Here is a 17,075-nt window from a genome sequence, read left to right as displayed (position 1 = left end):
AGCGTCCTGTGCCTCGAACCCGGCGACGCCGTCGACCTCCCGCTGCGCGCTTCGTCGAGCATCGGGCTCTACACGGTCACGCTCGCGGGGCGGCCCGCGCCGCTGCCGGTGAGGTGTCCCGACCCGGGCTCGCCCGCAGCGGTCACGACGGTGTCCTGGCGGCTGCGCGGGCGCACCCCGTCGGGGGAGTGGTTCGACCTCGACGAACGCGTCGACGAACCTTCTGGTGAAGAACTCCACATCGCGTCGCAGACCCGGCCGTTCGCTACGCGGGGTGGGGTCCCTGACATCGCATGGGTGCGTTTCGAAGCGGTGACCCGGATCGATCTCGCTCAGCTGGAGGTCTTCGCCGGGCCGGTGCTCTCGCGCGCGGACAACGCGGGCGGGGCCGCGGCGACGGATGCCACCGGGCCGTCCGACCCGATGACATCCATCAAGGTCCGCGCGGCGAGCTCCCCGAGCGCATAGGTGTCGCGCGTGAGCGCCGTGATCGAGGGGCGCACGAGTCTCATCGCGATCGAGTCGTCGAAGCTCGCGACCGAGACGTCGCCGGGGATCGAGACACCGAGCTCCTGGGCGACCCGCAGACCCGCGAGCGCCAAGACGTCGTTGTCGTAGACGATCGCGGTCGGTCGGTCACCGCCGGCGAGCAACGAGTGGGTGGCCTCAGCCGACTGCTCGGCGGAGTAGTCCGTCGCCACGGAGAGCGGCGCCGGGGCGTCGTAGCGCCGAGCGCACTCGCTCAGGGCAGACCGGCGCAGCTCGGTGTGCTCGAAGTCGAGCGGCCCCGTCACGTGCGCGACGCGACGGTGCCCGAGGTCGAAGAGCGTCTCGAAGAGTGCCGTGGCCACGGCGTGGTCGTCGATCCAGACGCTCGGGATCGCCGCATCGATGCTCGGGTGGCTGCCGATCTGCACCGCCGGCAGGTCGAGTTCGGCCAGGAGCGCGATGCGCGCGTCGTCGCGGCGCGGGTCGACGACGATCACCCCGTCGACGCGCTGCGTCGCCTGCCACGTGCTGTAGGCGGCGAGCTCCTCCTCGAGTGACGAGACGACGAGGGTCTGCAGGCCGGTGTGGGTCTCCGACAGTCCCGCCTGGATGCCGGCCATGAGTTCGGGGAAGAACGCTTCGGTGCCGAGGGTCCGCGCGGGGCGGTTGATGACGAGCCCGATGACGTCGACGCGCGAGCGCCCGAGCGCGAGCGCCGCGGAGTTGGGTCGGTACCGAAGCTCGGCGGCGACGGCGAGCACGCGTTCGCGCAGCTCGACGCTCACCCCGGGACGGTCGTTGAGCGCGAACGACACGGCCGCTTTCGAGACACCGAGCCGCCGGGCGATGTCGGCGATGGTCGCCCGTTTGCGCGGTGTGGTCATCGGTTTCTCCTCGCGAGCTGAACCGGATAAGTGATCCTTGACTTACTCGGTTTAGTTGCTCAGGCTATACCCCGTCGCACCGTTTGCATACGAAGGAGTTGCACACCATGAGGAACTCGCGAACCCCCGCTTTGGCAGGGCTCGGACTGCTCGCCGCCACCGCGCTTCTGGCCGGGTGCTCGAGCGGGCCCGGAGCCGGCTCCGACCCCGACGGCGAGGTCGCGGGATCGATCCGGTTCCAGACCTGGTCGCTCACGCCCACCTATGCCGAGTACCTCGACGGCGTCATCGACGCCTTCGAGGAGAAGTACCCCGATGTCACCGTCGAACTTCTCGACCAGCCCGGCGACGGGTACTCCGAGAAGGTGCTGTCGCAGGCGTCGACGAACACGCTTCCCGACGTCGTGAACCTCCCGCCCGACTTCGCCCTTCCTCTCGCCCGGCAGAACCTGCTCTACGACGTCAGCAAGGCCACCGACCTCGAGTCGACCTACTTCGCGGGCTCGGTCGACGCCTACCGCTTCGACGGCGTCGAAGGCGTGTACGGCTATCCCTGGTACCTCGGCACCGACGTCAACTACTGGAACTCCACCCAGCTCGACGCGTGCGGCCTCGACTCGGCGAACCCGCCGAAGACGACCGACGAGCTCTTCGCGCAGGCAGCGACGATGGCGGATGCCTGCCCCGACGATTTCCTGATCAGCCGGGTGCCCGGCATCGGCGACTTCACGCTCGAGGGCATCGACATCCTCAACGACGACGGCACCGAGTTCGTGTTCAACACCCCCGAGGCGGCCGCGCTCGTCGATCGCTACGCGGAGGCCTACGCGAACGGCGAGATGCCGCCGACCGTGCTGAACGCCGACTACCTCGGGAACGCGCAGCTGTTCACGCAGGGCAAGGTCGCGTGGACGACCGGCGGCGCGACCGCCATCGATTCGTTCGAGGAGAACAACCCGAGTCTGAAGGGCAACGTCGCCATCACCCCCGCCCTGAACATCTCGCCGCTGTACGTGCAGGGCGTGAGCGTGGCTGCGAGCAGCGAGAACCTGGCCGCAGCGCTCGCCTTCGCCGAATTCGTCACCAACGCCGAGAACCAGAACGCCTTCGCCCACATCGCGAACGTCTTCCCCTCGACCCAGGGGTCCGACGCCGACCCCTACTTCACCGACGACGACGGCACCCCGTCGGCGAAGGCGCGCATCACCGGCTTCGAGTCGCTGAAGACCGCCGAGGTGCTCACCCCCTACTCGGTCAACGGGGCGATGAACGACTACCTGAACCAGCAGATCGCCCTGGCCATCCGCGGTGACATCTCGGGCCAGGAAGCGCTCGACAAGTCGGTCGAGAAGCTCAACGACCTGCTGGCACGGCAGTAAGGCCGGCCATGACCCTCACCAACCTCCCCGCGGCCGGGCTCGCCCCGGTCGCGGGGGCGCCCGCCGCCACCGCGGCACGACGGCGCCGTCCCGTCGGGCACGGCCCCGCGAACGCGACCCGTTCGTGGACGCCGTGGCTCTTCCTCGCCCCGGCCCTGCTGTGGCTGGCGGTGTTCTCGATCTGGCCTTCGCTCAACACCATCCGTATGGCGTTCACGAACGCCAAGCCGCTCGGGGGCAACGAGCAATACGTCGGCTTCCGGAACTTCGAGCTGATCCTCCGCGACGACCAGGTCATGGGCGCGCTGCTGAACAGCGTCGTGTTCATGCTCGTGTGCCTGCCGCTGCTGACGATCCTCCCGCTGCTCATCGCACTCCTGGTCGAGAAGAAGCTCCCCGGCATCGCCTTCTTCCGCACGGCGTTCTACACGCCCGTCATCGCCTCCGCCGTCGTCGTGGCCCTCATCTGGACCTTCATGCTCGACGACCGGGGGCTGGTGAACGGCCTCGCGCAGGCGATGTCGATCATCCAGCAGCCGCTGCCCTTCCTCACCGACCGCTGGCTCATCATCCTCAGCGCCGTGAGCCTGACGGTGTGGAAGGGTCTCGGCTTCTACATGATCATCTACCTCGCCGCCCTCGGAAACGTCAGCCGCGACCTGCACGAGGCCGCCGCGATGGACGGCGCCGGCGCGGTGCGACGCTTCTTCTCCGTCACCCTGCCCGCCGTCCGCGGAGCGATGTTCCTCATCGCCGTGCTGGTGTGCATCGCCGCTCTCCGCGTCTTCAGCGAGGTGTTCATCATGACCGGGGGCACGGGCGGCGCCGGCGGTGAGGCGATGACGATGGTCATGCTCATCCAGCAGTACTCCCGCGGGTTCTCGGGCGACCTCGGCTACGCCAGCGCGCTCAGCATCCTCATGTTCTTCGTCACGCTCGTACCGATGCTCGTCCTCGCCAAGATCAACAGCCGGAGCAGCGAATGAGCGCCACCGCCACCCGCGAGCGGGTCGAACCCCGCCGACGTCGCCGCGGCGGGTTCGGCTCGATGCGGCCGGGCGAGATCGTCGCCCGGTACGGGCTGCTCGTCCTCGTGCTCTTCATCAGCATCGGCCCGTTCTTGTGGCAACTCTCGACATCGCTGAAGAGCACGAGCGAAGACATCTACACCCGCATCCCGCAGCTGTGGCCGAGCCAGCCCACGCTCGACAACTACACCCGCGTCATGGATGCGATCCCGGTGTGGCAGTTCATCGGGAACTCGTTGTTCGTCGCGGTCTTCGCCGTGGGCGGCAACGTCGTGTTCTCGACCCTCGCCGGCTTCGCTCTGTCGCGCCTGCGGTTCCGGGGACGCAAGATCGTCATCGGCCTGTTCCTCGCGACGCTGATCCTGCCGGGCGAGGCGACGATCATCGCCAACTTCGTCACGATCCGCAACCTCGGCCTCGCCGACACCCTGCTCGGTGTCGCGCTGCCCGGCATGGTCGCCACCCTCAACGTGCTGCTGATGTACAACGCGTTCCGGGTGCTGCCCGAAGAGATCGACCAGGCGGCGATCATCGACGGCGCCAACGCCCTGCAGCGGTTCTGGAGCGTGTCGCTCCCGTCGGTGAAGGGAACGGTCGCCGTCATCGCGATCTTCAGCTTCATCGGCGCCTGGGACGACTTCCTGTGGCCGCTCATCGTGCTGACGAGCCCCGACCAGTTCACCCTCACGATCGGCCTGCAATACCTGTCGGGCACGTTCTCCAACGATCAGCGCATGATCGCCGCGGGCTCGATGATCGCCTTCGTCCCGATCGCGATCGTCTTCGCGGTGCTGCAGCGTCACTTCTTCAAGGGTGTCGAGGAGGGCGGGGTCAAGGGCTGAGCCCCACCCCCGCTTCCTCGCGTCGCCCCCTTCTCCGCCCCGTCGTCCCCGACCCCGGAAGGCCCCATGACCTCCCCGATCGACCCCGTGATGAGATTCGGCGTGAACTACACGCCCCGCGCCGGCTGGTTCCATGCGTGGCTCGACCTCGACCTCGACGAGGTGCGCCGCGACTTCGAGGCGGTCGCCGGGCTCGAGGCCGACCATGTGCGCCTCTTCCCGCTGTGGCACCTCGTGCAGCCGAACCGCGGACTGCTCCGGCCCGCGGCCCTCGCCGACATCGGCGCGGTGGTGGATGCTGCGGCCGAGTTCGACCTCGATGTCAACGTCGACGCGCTGCAGGGGCACCTGTCGAGCTTCGACTTCCTGCCCGCGTGGGTCACGACGTGGCACGAGCGCAACATCTTCACCGACCCCGTGGCCCTCGCGGGCGAGGAGGCGTACCTGCGCGCCCTCGGAGAGGTGCTGCGGCCGCGCCCCAACGTCTTGGGGCTGACCCTCGGCAACGAGGTCAACCAGTTCGCCGCGAGGCCGCACCCGCACCCGCATCCGATCGACGAAGCGCAGGCCGAGGAGTGGCTCGTGCGTCTCCTCGGCGTCGCACGCGAGAGCGCACCCGGCCTCATCACGCACGCCGCCTACGACGCGACCTGGTACGACGAGCGTCAACCCTTCCTGCCGTCTCACGCCGCCGAGCACGGCGACCAGACCGTCGTGCACTCCTGGGTCTTCAACGGCGCGGCCCAGCGTCACGGCGGCCTCGGCGCCGGATCGGTGCGGCACGCCGAGTACCTCGTGCAGCTCGCGGCCGCGTGGCACGCTCTCGCCGATCGCCCGGTCTGGCTCCAGGAGGTCGGCGTGCCCGTCACCGTCGTCGATCGCGGCGACGCGGCCGACTTCCTCGAACAGACGGTGCGTCGCGCCGCCGACGTCCCCGTGCTCTCCGCCGTCACGTGGTGGTGCTCCCACGACGTCGCCCGCTCCCTGCTCGACTTCCCGCCGGTCGAGTACGACCTCGGACTGATCGACGAGGACGGCGCCGTCAAACCGACCGGTCGCCGGTTCGCCGAGCTGGCGCGCGAACTGCGCGGCGCACCCCGCCCGGCGGCATCCCCCGTCGGCCTGGTACTCGACGACTCCCGCCCCTACCGCGCCGACTGTGCACCGGGCGGCGCATTCTTCGAAGCCTGGGTGCGCGCCGCCGAACGCGATGGCCGCGGCCCGCAGGTCGTCCTCGCCTCGCGGCAGACGGATGCCGCGCTGCTCGCCGCACGAGGGATCTCGAGGATGGAGCGAGTGGATGCCGCCGACCGAGGCGCACCCACCCCCGTCCTCGGCGGTGGCGCCGCCGCCACCCTGCCCTGACCCGACCCGGCCCGACCCGACCCGACCCGACCGAACGGATCCACCCACCCATGCACGACGACATCCCTCTCACCACCGGCCGCGCCGCACGCGTGCTCACCGAGCGCATCCGCCCCGCCATCCATTCCGCGCGCATCCCGCTCGAGATCTCGGCGAACCGGTTGCCGGGCGAGCCCATCGCGCCTGCCGCCGGTCTGGCGCTGGAGTTCGAGCCGTTCGAGGCGGGATCTCCGTGGGGACCGGCATGGTCGACGACCTGGTTCCGCGTGCGCGGGCGGGTGCCGGCGGCGTGGGCGGGTCGCCGGGTCGAGGCCGTCGTCGACCTCGGCTTCGACCCGAACATGCCCGGCTTCCAGTGCGAAGGGCTCGTCTACCTCCCCAGCGGCGAGCCGGTGAAGTCGCTCAACCCCCGCAACCAGTGGGTGCGCATCGCCGAGGAAGCCGCCGGCGATGAAGAGGTCGAGTTCTACATCGAGGCCGCCGCCAACCCCGTGCTGCTGGACTACCACCCCTTCCTCCCGACGCAGGAGGGCGACATCCAGACCTCCTCGCCCCGGCCCCTCTACACGGTCCGGCACATGGACCTCGCCGTATTCGAGCCCGAGGTGCACGAGCTCGCGCTCGACCTCGAGGTGCTCGTCGAACTGCAGGCGGAGCTGCCCGAGACCGCGCCCCGGCGCATGCGCATCCTGCAGGCACTCGACGACGCGCTGGACCGTGTCGACCTGCAGCACATCGCCGAGACCGCCGCGGACGCGCGGGCCGCGCTCGCCGAGGTGCTGGCGTCGCCCGCCGAGGCCAGCGCGCACCGCATCTCGGCCATCGGCCACGCCCACATCGACTCGGCGTGGCTGTGGCCGGTGCGTGAGACCATCCGCAAGGTCGCGCGCACGAGCACCACGATGACCGAGCTGCTGGCGGAGAGCGCCGACTTCCGGTACGGCATGTCGAGTGCGCAGCAGTACGCCTGGCTCAAGGAGCATCGTCCCGAGGTGTGGGCGAAGGTCAAGGATGCCGTCGCCGCGGGGCGCTTCCTGCCCCTGGGTGGCATGTGGGTCGAGTCCGACACCGTCATGCCCACCGGCGAGGCGATCGCCCGCCAGTTCCTCTACGGTCAGCGCTTCTTCGAGGAGGAGTTCGGCATCCGCTCGCGCGGCGTATGGCTGCCCGACTCGTTCGGATACTCGCCCGCGCTGCCCCAGCTCATGCGCCGCGCCGGCTTCGAGTGGTTCTTCACGCAGAAGATCTCGTGGAACCAGGTGAACAAGTTCCCGCACCACACCTTCGCCTGGGAGGGGATCGACGGGTCGCGGATGTTCACCCACTTCCCGCCGATGGACACCTACAACTCGCAGCTGTCGGGCATGGAGGTGGCGAAGGCGTCGCGGCAGTTCCGCGAATCGCGTGTGGCATCCGGATCCATCGCGCCCGTCGGGTGGGGCGACGGCGGCGGCGGCACGACCCGCGAGATGACCGGCAAGGCCGAGCGCCTCGCCGACCTCGAAGGCAGCGCACGCGTGCAGTGGGAGCACCCCGACGCGTTCTTCGAACGCGCGATGGCCGAGCTGCCGAAGCCGCCGGTATGGGTGGGGGAGCTGTACCTCGAACTGCACCGCGCGACCCTCACGAGCCAGCACAAGACGAAACAGGGCAACCGGCGCACCGAGCACCTGCTGATCGAGGCCGAGGCCTGGTGGGCCACCGCCGCCGTGCGCACCGGTGCCGACTACCCCTACGACGAGCTCGACGCGCTGTGGCAGCAGGTCCTGCTGCAGCAGTTCCACGACATCCTGCCCGGCACCTCGATCGCGTGGGTGCACCGCGAGGCCGTCGAGCAGTACGAGCGCGTCGCGGCGGCCGCCGAGGCGCTCATCGATCGTGCCCAGGAGCTGCTGGCCGGCCCCGGCGACGAGCGCGTCGTCTTCAACGCGTCGCCGCTGGCCCGCGACGGCGTCCCCGGGCTCGGCGCCGCCCCCGCCGCACCCCCGGCGGGAGCGGTCGACGTGCTCGAGCGCGACGGCGGATTCGTGCTGGGCAACGACCTCGTCCGGGTGACGATCTCGGCCGACGGCCTCATCACCTCGGCGATCGATCTCGCCACCAGGCGCGAGACCATACCGGCGGGCGAACCGGCGAACCTCCTCCAGCTGCACCAGGACTTCCCCAACATGTGGGACGCCTGGGACGTCGATCGCTTCTACCGGAACCGCGTCACCGACCTCACGGACATCGACGCGCTCGTCGCCGACACGCGTGACGGGGCGGCCCACGTCACGATCACCCGGTCGTTCTCGGAGTCGACGCTCACGCAGGAGCTCGTCCTGCGGCCCGGCTCGCGCACCATCGAGATCTCGCAGCGAACCGACTGGCACGAGGTCGAGAAGTTCCTCAAGGTCGCATTCCCGCTCGCGATCCAGGCAGAGCACACCGCCGCTGAGACGCAGTTCGGCTACGCCCGGCGCGTGACCCACACCAACACCAGCTGGGAAGCCGCGAAGTTCGAGACCTCGATGCACCGCTTCGTCCACGTCGCCGAAGAGGGTTTCGGGGCGGCCCTCGTGACCGACTCGACCTACGGGTACGACGTCACGCGCGACGCCGACCCCGACCGCGGCGTCACCACGACGGTCCGGCTCTCGCTGCTGCGCGCGCCGCGATTCCCCGATCCCGAGACCGATCAGGGTGAGCAGACCCACCGCTACGGTTTGGTGATCGGCGCCGACATCGAGACCGCGACGGCCGCGGGTATCGCACTGAACACCGCGATGCGCGAGCGCGTCGGAGCGCCCGTGGCGCCGCTGGTCACGGCGACACCCGGCATCCTGGTCTCGGGCGTCAAGCTCGCCGCCGATCGCTCGGGCGACCTCGTCGTGCGCGTGTACGAGCCGGCCGGGCGGCGCGTGGCCGGCGACGTGCGCATCGACGGGGCGGTGATCGTCCGCGAGGCCTCGCTCATCGAGGACGACCTCGGCGAGGTCGAGCATGACGCCGGCCGTGTGACGGTCGAGCTGCGGCCCTTCGAGGTGCGCACCTATCGGGTGAGCGTGCCCGTCGGTGCGAGGATCGAGGGATGAGCGAACACAGCGGATCCTCTCGCGCCCTGCCCCTCGACGAGGCCGCAGCGGCCGAGATGTGGGAGCAGTATCGGGCCGCGCACCCGGAGGCGGTGCGCGCGGCGCCCGAGTACACCGTCGAGCACTTCGGCGACAACGCACGCCTGGCCGACGAGCTGCTCGAGATCGTTCTCGCGGGCGGCAAGCGTGCCACCGCCGAGCTCGTCGCCGACTTCGTCGCGCGGGGAGATCTCATCCCTCGCCTCGGCTCGCACTGGATCGCGTGCGACAGCACGGGAACCCCGCGCATCGTCATCCGCACCACGGAGTTGCGCCTGGGGCCTTTCGCGAGCGCGGATGCCGCCTTCGCCGCCGACGAGGGCGAGGACGACCTCTCGCTCGAGAGCTGGCAGCGCGAGCACCGACGCTACTGGACCCGCGTCGCGGCGGCCCGCGGAGCCGAGTGGTCGGAGGACGAGGACATCGTCTTCGAGCGCTTCTCGGTCGTGTGGCCGCCCGAGCACGCCGACTGATGAAACCGCCGCGAAAACCGGGCCGCGTGCGCAGGCGAGCACGCGGCCCGGTTTACGCTGTGGGCGGGGCGGTGAGCCCGTCGCGCCACTGCGGCGCGGCGCCGTCCTCGGGAGGTCGATGTGAACTGGCTGCTCAACACGAACATCCTCTCCGGCCCAGCCGTCGTCGGGACGTGCATCGCGGCTGCCCTCGCGTTCGTGCTGCTCGTCGTGCTGCGGCCGAGCAACCGCTGGCTCCGCCGGCGCTGGACGATGACGGCAGCGACGGCGGCGGTCGTCGCGGGGCTCCTGGGCATCGGCCTGACCTGGCTGCTGGCGGATCACTACAACCTGTTCGGCGTGGTCCTCACGGCCGACTCGCGGATGTGGATCGCGCTCGGGTTCGCCGCCATCGGGGTCGCCCTGGTGTCGCTCTGGCGTCCCACCTGGCGCCGGGCCGTCGCCGCGCCGCTGGCGATCGTGCTCTTCGCGCTCACCGCAGCGATGGGCGTGAACATCGCGTTCGGACAGTACCCGACCGTGCGCCTCGCCCTCGGGATGCCCGCGTTCGGTTCCGCTGACCTGCCGTCCCTCGACGGCAACGCCGACCGTCCGACGATCGCCGACTGGACCGCCCCCGACGGGATGCCCTCGACCGGCGAGGTCGGCACGGTCACGATCCCCGCGACGGCGTCGGGCTTCACCGCCCGTCCGGCCGTCATCTACCGCCCGCCCGCAGCCCTCACCGACAACCCGCCGCTGCTGCCCGTGCTGATCGTGCTGTCCGGACAGCCCGGCCAGCCCCAGGATCCGCTGATCGCGGCCCACCTGCAGCAGTCGCTCGACGCTTATGCGTCGGCTCACGACGGCCTCGCCCCGATCGTCGTCTCGCCCGATCAGCTCGGCTCGCCCGACACCAACCCGATGTGCATCGATTCGCCGCTGGGAAACTCGGCGACCTACCTGACGGTCGACGTGCCGACCTGGATCAAAGCCAACCTGCCGGTTCTGGACGCCCCCGACTTCTGGGGCATCGGCGGCCTGTCGCAGGGCGGCACCTGCTCGATCCAGCTCGGTTCAGCCCACCCCGAGCTCTTCAGTGCGATCCTCGACGCCTCGGGCGAGGAGTTCCCTTCGCTGGGTGACGAGGCGACGACGATCGCGCAGGGCTTCGGCGGCGACCGGGCAGCCTACGAGGCGGCTAAGCCCGCCGCGATCATGGCGGCCCACGCGCCGTACCGCGACATGACCGCCGTCTTCGGCGTCGGGAGCAACGACGCCGGGTTCCTCCCGGGCGTGCAGCGGATCTATCAGGCCGCGCAGGCCGCGGGGATGGATGCCACCTACGTCGAGGCGCAGGGGAGCGCGCACGATGCGGCCTCGTGGACCTACATCTTCCAGCAGGGTCTCGAGATCATCGCCGATCACTGGGGGCTCGGCCGCTGACGGCGGGCTCGCGCAGCGACCCCGCCATCCGTACCGCCTGCCCGAGGGTGAGGGTGGGCAGGTAGCACCGCGTCAGAGCGACGCCCAGCGCGGGCAGCATCGCCGGGTCGGGATACACGGCCCACAGCGGCACGAACTCGGGCTGGAACTTGCGCTTGAAGTTCAGCAGCGACCGGAACCCGTACGCCGGCTCGAGCAGCCCGCCCAGCAGGTCGAGCAGTCGCGCGACATTGGTGCGCTCGGCGTCATCGCCGAGCTGCGTCGAGGCCAGCGGCGAACCCGACAGGCTCAGCAGGCCGAGCCCGTCGCTTTTCATCCGGTCGGCGGCGGCGCCGATGACGAACTCCATGATCCCGTTCATCGCGTTGCCACGTCGCCGCATGAAATCGAGGGTGTAACCCGTCACGGCTCCGTGATCGAACATCGGCAGCCAGCTCGTGACCGCCTCGATCCGGCCGCTCTCGTGCACCGCCATCATCAGCCGCACCGCCGGGTCGTCGAGCTCGTCGACGCCGCCGAGGGTGAACTCCATCTCGGGCAGCGTGCGATCGGCGACCCAGCCCTCGGAGATCTCGCGGATCTGAGCGTGCTGGCTCGAGGTGAGCTCCCGCCACGAGGTCCAGACGGCCGTGATCCCCTCGCGCGACGCCCGGTTGGTCGCGGTGCGGATGTCCTGCCGCTTCTTTCCCGCCGTGTTCCACTCGGGCAGGCGCAGGACGGCCTCCTCGGCCACCGGCATCCGCTGCCAGCCGAGGTGGTCGAAGACACTGCCCTCACGCGCGTCGACGCTGTAGAAGGTCGCGGTCCAGCCGTGCGCCCCGCAGAACTCCACGAAGCCCGACACCACGTCGGGCCGGTCGTGGTCGGGGCCGAACGGACCGCCGAGGGTCACCGCGATCGTGCCGCGCACGCGGTAGGCGATCGCCGCGTCGGCATCGGGCGCGAACCAGTAGGAGTTGCCGCGCCACGTCGACATGAACGACAGCGTGTCGCCGCCACCGCGTTCGAGCACGCCCCGGGCGCGCAGCCGGTCGGGTGCATCGAGCACGGTGCGCGAGTCGACGAGCACGCGGGCGACGGCGACGACCAGGATCAGCCAGAACACCAGCGACGGGAGGTACCACATCGCCTGGGCGGCACCGGACTCGGGCACGAACTCGATGATGTCCGAGGGGATGAGGGTCGGCGGCACGAGGCGCAGGGGCAACGCGCGCAACACCATGAGCGCATCCACGCCGGGCTGGAAGCCGTCGGCGATCACGAGCGTCCCGACGAACGAGACGACGAGCGTCGCCGCCGTCCCGATCACGATCGTCAGGATGAACGTGCGCTTGGCAGCCGCGGTGGTCGTCACCCGGGCGGCTCCCCGGAACACGATCAGCACGATCGCGACGGCCAGGGGCACGATGGCGCCGACGATCACCCCGGTGAGGGTCTGCCACACGAAATCCGCGGTCTCGGCGTTGACGGCCTCGCCGATGGCGGCGACGGTGTCGGGCTCGATCACGAAGAACGTATAGAGCATGCCGGCGAATATCGCGAGGTTGATCGCGACGGCGACCTCGAGCGCGATGCGCCGGCCGTTGCGGATGCCCCGCGCCGCGAGCAGGAGGACGACCAGCGGGAGCAGTGCCACGACGCTCGACCACCCCTGCAGATCGGAGATGGAGGAGAAGTCATCGGGGCACGGGGCGCCCGCCGAGCCGAACGCGCAAACCTGGCCGTCGACGATGCTCAGCGGGTCGATCGAGAGATAGCCGTAGATCGAGAGCAGGCCCGCGCCCGACCCCGAGGCGGTCGCGACGACCGGGCCGATCGCCGTGATCGCGACGATCGCTGCGAGCAGCACCCGTTTCTCGTAGTACGAGCTGCGCACGAGGCGGAAACCGCTGCTGCGCCCACCGAGTGCGAAGCCGAGCGCGAAGCCTACCGGCACGGCGAGGAGCGAGAACAGGTCGTTCGCGCCGCCCGAGTAGAGATAGAGCGTGACGGCGGAGAGCACCCCCAGCAGTCGAGTGCGACGCCGCCAGATCGTGCCGAAGAACGAGCTGGCAGCCATGGCCGTGGCGAGCAGCGGGGCGGTGGGCGAGAACACGTCGACGGCGGGCGCGTTCAACGGGATGCCGGCGAGGTAGGTCTGCTCGAACAGGTCGATCGCGAAACCCAGGAAGGATGCCGCGACGCCGCCCACGAGGTACGCGATCACGGTGCGCATGCTCCCCATCGCCCGTTCGGCGGCGCCCACCACCACGAGCACGAGGACGACGAACACGATGAGGGCCGGCACCGTCTCGACGACGAACAGCGAGGTCACGGAGCTCCACCAGTGACGAGTCGCGGCGCCGGCGCCACCGGCGTCCTGGGCGGGGATGAAACCCCAGTCGATCGGCTCGAAGATCAGCCCCGCGACACTCAGCCCGATCGTGAGGATCGCGATCAGGAGCGTCACCGGACGGTGGCGCAGCCAGGAGCCGGCGCCCGCGGCGAACGAACGCAGGTCGCTGAGGGATGTCGTCACCTGACGCACGATAGTGGCTCCGCCTGTGCGCGCAGAGCAGGCGCACAGCGGGCACTTATCCGGCGGGAAGCCTCATCCGGCTCGCACCGAACCGAACCACAGCGCGAAGTAGTAACTGAAGTTGCGGTTGCCGTACGACGAGCACGGGCCGCCCGAGCCCCATCCCGCCGACATGGCCGCGGGGTCGGGCTGGTAGGGCGTGTAGTTGTACAGCGCCGCCGTCGCGTCGTTCTCGATCGCGACATCCGTCCCGCCGCACGCGGGGTCGGGGTGGAAGGCGATGAAGTGGGTTCCGGGCTGTCGCATGAAGTTCGACGCGCGGTACGAGGCCAGGTCGGTCGCTCCGGCCACGATCTGTGCGCCGACGCCCTCGTACTCCGGGTCGCACGGGGCGGTGTCGGGGCAGCTGGCGCCCATCGCCGCGCGCAGCCGGCCTTCCGACGGCGCGCGGGCCGCGCGGCCCTCGATCAGCGACTGCTCCTTCTGGAGGGTCACGAGGATGACGCGCGCCGAGATCCCGCAGGCCTCCTGCACGCGATGGATGATCTCCGCGACGGGCAGCTCGCCGCCCTCGATCGCGCGGCAGATCACGTCACCGGTGCGTTCCGACACCCGCGCCTCGCGCGATGAGATGCCGGCTGTCGCGACGTTCAGACACGCTCCATTGACGCATTCGCCGATCCGGTCGTCGAGGAAGTCCTGGATCTCCGCGGTCGAGAGCGCGTCGCGATCGAAGAAGAGGTCGTCGTCGATGAGGTTGCCGGGGTCGATGTCACCGGCGTTCGGCGGGAGTGCGCGCGGCTGATCGCCCGGAGGCGCGGCGCCGCCCGGGATCGCCGCGAGGTTCGTCGCGGTCACCCCGATCGCGACGATCAAGGTCACCAGCAGCACGGGCACCGTCACGAGGACGGCGACGATCCCGATCCGGCGACGGCGCCGCCGCATCCGGGATCGAGAGGCCATGGGAACGATCGTGCCGCACCCGGTCACGAGAACGCTGGGAGCGGCGCTCAGCCGTCCGTGACCGACGACTGCCGCACGATGAGCCGGGTCGGCAGCGGCGTCGCTTCGGTCACCACATCGGGCTGCTCCACCACGAGCAGCACCTTCTGCATGATGAGGGCGCCGAGCGCCGGGAAGTCCTGTTCGACGGTGGTGAGCGCGGGGTGCAGGAAGGCGGCCTCGGGCACGTTGTCGAACCCGACGATCCCGACGTCTTCGGGCACGCGCAGTCCGCGCTCGCGGAGCGCCGAGAGCACGCCGATGGCCATGTGGTCGTTCCCGACGAAGATGCCGTCGCCCGGCGCGATGTCGCTCTCGATCGCGATGCCGAATCCGCTCGCGGCCGACCAGTCGCCGTAGGCGAGCGGCGGGATATCGAGCCGCCTCGCGACGAGCTCGTCGCGCCAGCCGCGCACGCGCTCGGCGGCGTCGGGATTGCGTGCGGGCCCCGCGATGTGGTGGATACGCCGATGCCCGCTCTCGGCGAGGTGGCGCACGGCACTGCGTGCACCCCGGTACTGGTCGATCGCCACGAGCTGCGGGTGCGGCCGGCTCGTGGCGGCGACGGCGACGAGGGGGATGTCGAGCTCGAGACCCTGGACGGCGGCGAGCACGTCGAGATCGACGACGATGAGGACGATGGCGTCCACGCGCTGCCGGAGCAGCCCGTCGATCGCCGACCGCACGGCGGCGACATCGCTCTCGGGCGAGCTGATCGCGTCGACGTTGTAGCGCTCCGACCGCGCGGCGAAGTTGAAGTGGGTCGCGACCGAGGTCGGCCCGAACTGCACCGTGCCGGGGGTGATGAGGCCGATCGTCCGGGTGCGCCGGGTCACCAGCGCGCGCGCCGCGGGAGAGGGGCTGTAACGCAGCTGCGCGATCGCCTTCTCCACCCGCTCGCGGGTGGCCGGACGCACGTTCGGCATGTCGTTGAGCACGCGCGACACCGTCTGGTGCGAGACGCCGGCCAGTCTCGCGACGTCGAAGATGTTCGCCGCCCGGGGCGTGCGCGCGTCAGTCATCGGCCTTGCCGGCGGGGTCATCGGCGCGGGCGACGAGGGCGATGAGCAGGTCCGAGGTCAGATCCGCGGCGGGCACGACGTGGGCGATGCGCCCATCGCGGACGACGGCGACGGTGTGCGAGACGCGCAGCACCTCGTCGAGCTCCGCCGAGATGTAGACGACCGACACGCCGTTGTCGGCGAGCTCTCCGACGAGCCGTTGCACCTCGGCCTTCGCGCCGACGTCGATGCCGCGGGTGGGCTCATCGAGCACGACCACCCGCGGAGACAGCGCGAGCAGTCGGGCCAGCAGCACCTTCTGCTGGTTGCCGCCCGAGAGCTCCCGCACCGGCCGGTCGATGTCGGCGGGACGGATGTTGAGGGCCTCGATCCAGCTCCGGGCGAGCTCGCGCGCCCGAGTGGCGCCCACGGGGCGCAGGATGCCGCGTTGCGCCTGCAGCGCGAGCGTGATGTTCTCGAGCACGCTGAGGTCTCCCAGCACGCCCTCGGTGCGACGGTTCTCCGACGAGTACACGACCCCGCGCCCGATCGCCGACCGCGGACCGTGACCCCCGAGCGGGGTCTCGTCGAGCAGCACCGCGCCCTCGTCGAGCCGGTCGACCCCCGTGAGCGCACGCGCGAACTCGGTGCGACCCGAACCGAGCAGACCGGCGAAGCCGATCACTTCGCCCTCGACGAGCTCGAGGTCGAACGGGTGCCGGGTCCGGCCCGTGCGTGCGCCGCGGGCCGACAGCACCAGGGGCCCCTCGCTCGGCGGCGCCGGCTCGTCGTCGATCGCGGCGAGCCGCGCCGCCGAGTCGCCGAGCATCTTCTCGACGAGCTCGACACGCAGCAGCTCGGTGGTCGAGTACTCCCCGACGAACCGGCCCCCGCGGAGCACCGTGACGCGGTCGCACAGCTCGTAGACCTGGTCGAGGAAGTGCGACACGAACAGCACCGCGATGCCGCGGGCCGTCAGCTCGCGGACGACGCGGAACAGCTCGGCGACCTCGTCGGCGTCGAGGCTCGACGTCGGCTCGTCGAGCACGAGCACGCGGAGGCCGTCGCCCGACACGGCCCGGGCGATGGCCACGAGCTGCTGGATCGCGAGGGAGTGCGATGACAGGAGCGAGCCCGGGTCGATCGAGACGCCGAGGGATTCGAGCGCAGCCGCGGCCCGCCTGCGCATCTCGGCGTGATCGATGATGCCGAAGCGGCGCGGTTCGCGTCCGAGCGAGACGTTCTCGGCGACGGTGAGGTTCGGCAGCAGGTCGATCTCCTGGTACACCGTGGAGATGCCCGCCGCGATCGCGTCCGCGGGGCGGGCGAGGTGCACCGGGGCGCCGTCGAGGAGGATCTCACCGGCATCCAGGCGGAGCGCGCCGGTGATGGCCTTGATGAGCGTCGACTTCCCCGCGCCGTTCTCTCCCATGAGCGAATGCACTTCGCCCGCGAACAGGCGCAGATCGACGTTCGCGAGCGCCTGCTCGGGGCCGAAGCGCACGTCGGCTCCGCGCACCTCGAGCGTCGGCGGCGCCTCGGGATCCATGCGCACC

Annotated in this window: 12 protein-coding genes; 7 read left to right on the top strand and 5 right to left on the bottom strand. The window is 70.5% G+C overall.

Going from position 1 to position 17,075, the window contains the following annotated elements:
* Nucleotides 1–332: 332 nt before the first annotated feature.
* Entirely contained in the window at nucleotides 333–1,373 is a 1,041-nt protein-coding gene (locus QUC20_RS13470; RefSeq protein ID WP_289330204.1) for a LacI family DNA-binding transcriptional regulator, read from the bottom strand.
* Between the two features lie 107 nt (nucleotides 1,374–1,480).
* Here QUC20_RS13470 and QUC20_RS13465 point away from each other — a divergent pair, with 107 nt between their 5' ends.
* The 7 genes from QUC20_RS13465 to QUC20_RS13435 all read left to right on the top strand — a co-directional run bounded on the left by QUC20_RS13465 (nucleotide 1,481) and on the right by QUC20_RS13435 (nucleotide 10,998).
* Complete coding sequence (locus tag QUC20_RS13465; RefSeq protein WP_289330203.1) at nucleotides 1,481–2,752, top strand: ABC transporter substrate-binding protein; 1,272 nt, start codon at nucleotides 1,481–1,483, stop codon at nucleotides 2,750–2,752.
* Nucleotides 2,753–2,760: 8 nt separating this feature from the next.
* Nucleotides 2,761–3,738 carry a carbohydrate ABC transporter permease gene (locus tag QUC20_RS13460; protein ID WP_289330202.1) on the top strand — a complete coding sequence of 326 codons (978 nt, stop codon included), beginning with the start codon at nucleotides 2,761–2,763 and terminating at the stop codon, nucleotides 3,736–3,738.
* Complete coding sequence (locus QUC20_RS13455; protein ID WP_289330201.1) at nucleotides 3,735–4,622, top strand: carbohydrate ABC transporter permease; 888 nt, start codon at nucleotides 3,735–3,737, stop codon at nucleotides 4,620–4,622. Before QUC20_RS13460 ends, QUC20_RS13455 begins: the two co-directional genes overlap by 4 nt.
* 66 nt (nucleotides 4,623–4,688) lie before the next feature.
* Entirely contained in the window at nucleotides 4,689–5,987 is a 1,299-nt protein-coding gene (locus QUC20_RS13450) for a glycoside hydrolase 5 family protein (protein ID WP_289330200.1), read from the top strand.
* 50 nt (nucleotides 5,988–6,037) lie between these two features.
* Nucleotides 6,038–9,061: an alpha-mannosidase gene (locus tag QUC20_RS13445; protein WP_289330199.1), complete on the top strand. Its 3,024-nt coding sequence runs from the start codon at nucleotides 6,038–6,040 to the stop codon at nucleotides 9,059–9,061.
* Nucleotides 9,058–9,573, top strand: a complete 516-nt coding sequence (locus tag QUC20_RS13440) for an ASCH domain-containing protein (RefSeq protein WP_289330198.1) — start codon at nucleotides 9,058–9,060, stop codon at nucleotides 9,571–9,573. Before QUC20_RS13445 ends, QUC20_RS13440 begins: the two co-directional genes overlap by 4 nt.
* Before the next feature lie 120 nt (nucleotides 9,574–9,693).
* Nucleotides 9,694–10,998: an alpha/beta hydrolase gene (locus QUC20_RS13435; RefSeq protein ID WP_289330197.1), complete on the top strand. Its 1,305-nt coding sequence runs from the start codon at nucleotides 9,694–9,696 to the stop codon at nucleotides 10,996–10,998.
* On the opposite strand, the gene QUC20_RS13430 is transcribed toward QUC20_RS13435, so the two are convergent.
* From QUC20_RS13430 to QUC20_RS13415, 4 genes are all read right to left on the bottom strand, one after another.
* The gene (locus QUC20_RS13430) at nucleotides 10,967–13,516 is read right to left on the bottom strand and encodes a bifunctional lysylphosphatidylglycerol flippase/synthetase MprF (protein WP_289330196.1); all 2,550 of its coding nucleotides are present in this window, start codon (nucleotides 13,514–13,516) and stop codon (nucleotides 10,967–10,969) included. The genes QUC20_RS13435 and QUC20_RS13430 overlap by 32 nt on opposite strands.
* A 72-nt stretch (nucleotides 13,517–13,588) precedes the next feature.
* Entirely contained in the window at nucleotides 13,589–14,479 is an 891-nt protein-coding gene (locus QUC20_RS13425) for a hypothetical protein (protein ID WP_289330195.1), read from the bottom strand.
* 47 nt (nucleotides 14,480–14,526) lie between these two features.
* Entirely contained in the window at nucleotides 14,527–15,540 is a 1,014-nt protein-coding gene (locus tag QUC20_RS13420) for a LacI family DNA-binding transcriptional regulator (protein WP_289330194.1), read from the bottom strand.
* Nucleotides 15,533–17,068, bottom strand: a complete 1,536-nt coding sequence (locus tag QUC20_RS13415; RefSeq protein ID WP_120265253.1) for a sugar ABC transporter ATP-binding protein — start codon at nucleotides 17,066–17,068, stop codon at nucleotides 15,533–15,535. The genes QUC20_RS13420 and QUC20_RS13415 overlap by 8 nt, the downstream gene beginning before the upstream one ends.
* Between the last annotated feature and the right edge of the window lie 7 nt (nucleotides 17,069–17,075).

The organism is Microbacterium arborescens (assembly GCF_030369635.1).
In the GTDB taxonomy this organism is placed as follows: Bacteria; Actinomycetota; Actinomycetes; order Actinomycetales; family Microbacteriaceae; genus Microbacterium.
Note: the sequence above shows the minus strand (reverse complement) of the source record. Positions and strands in the feature narration are given on the sequence as shown.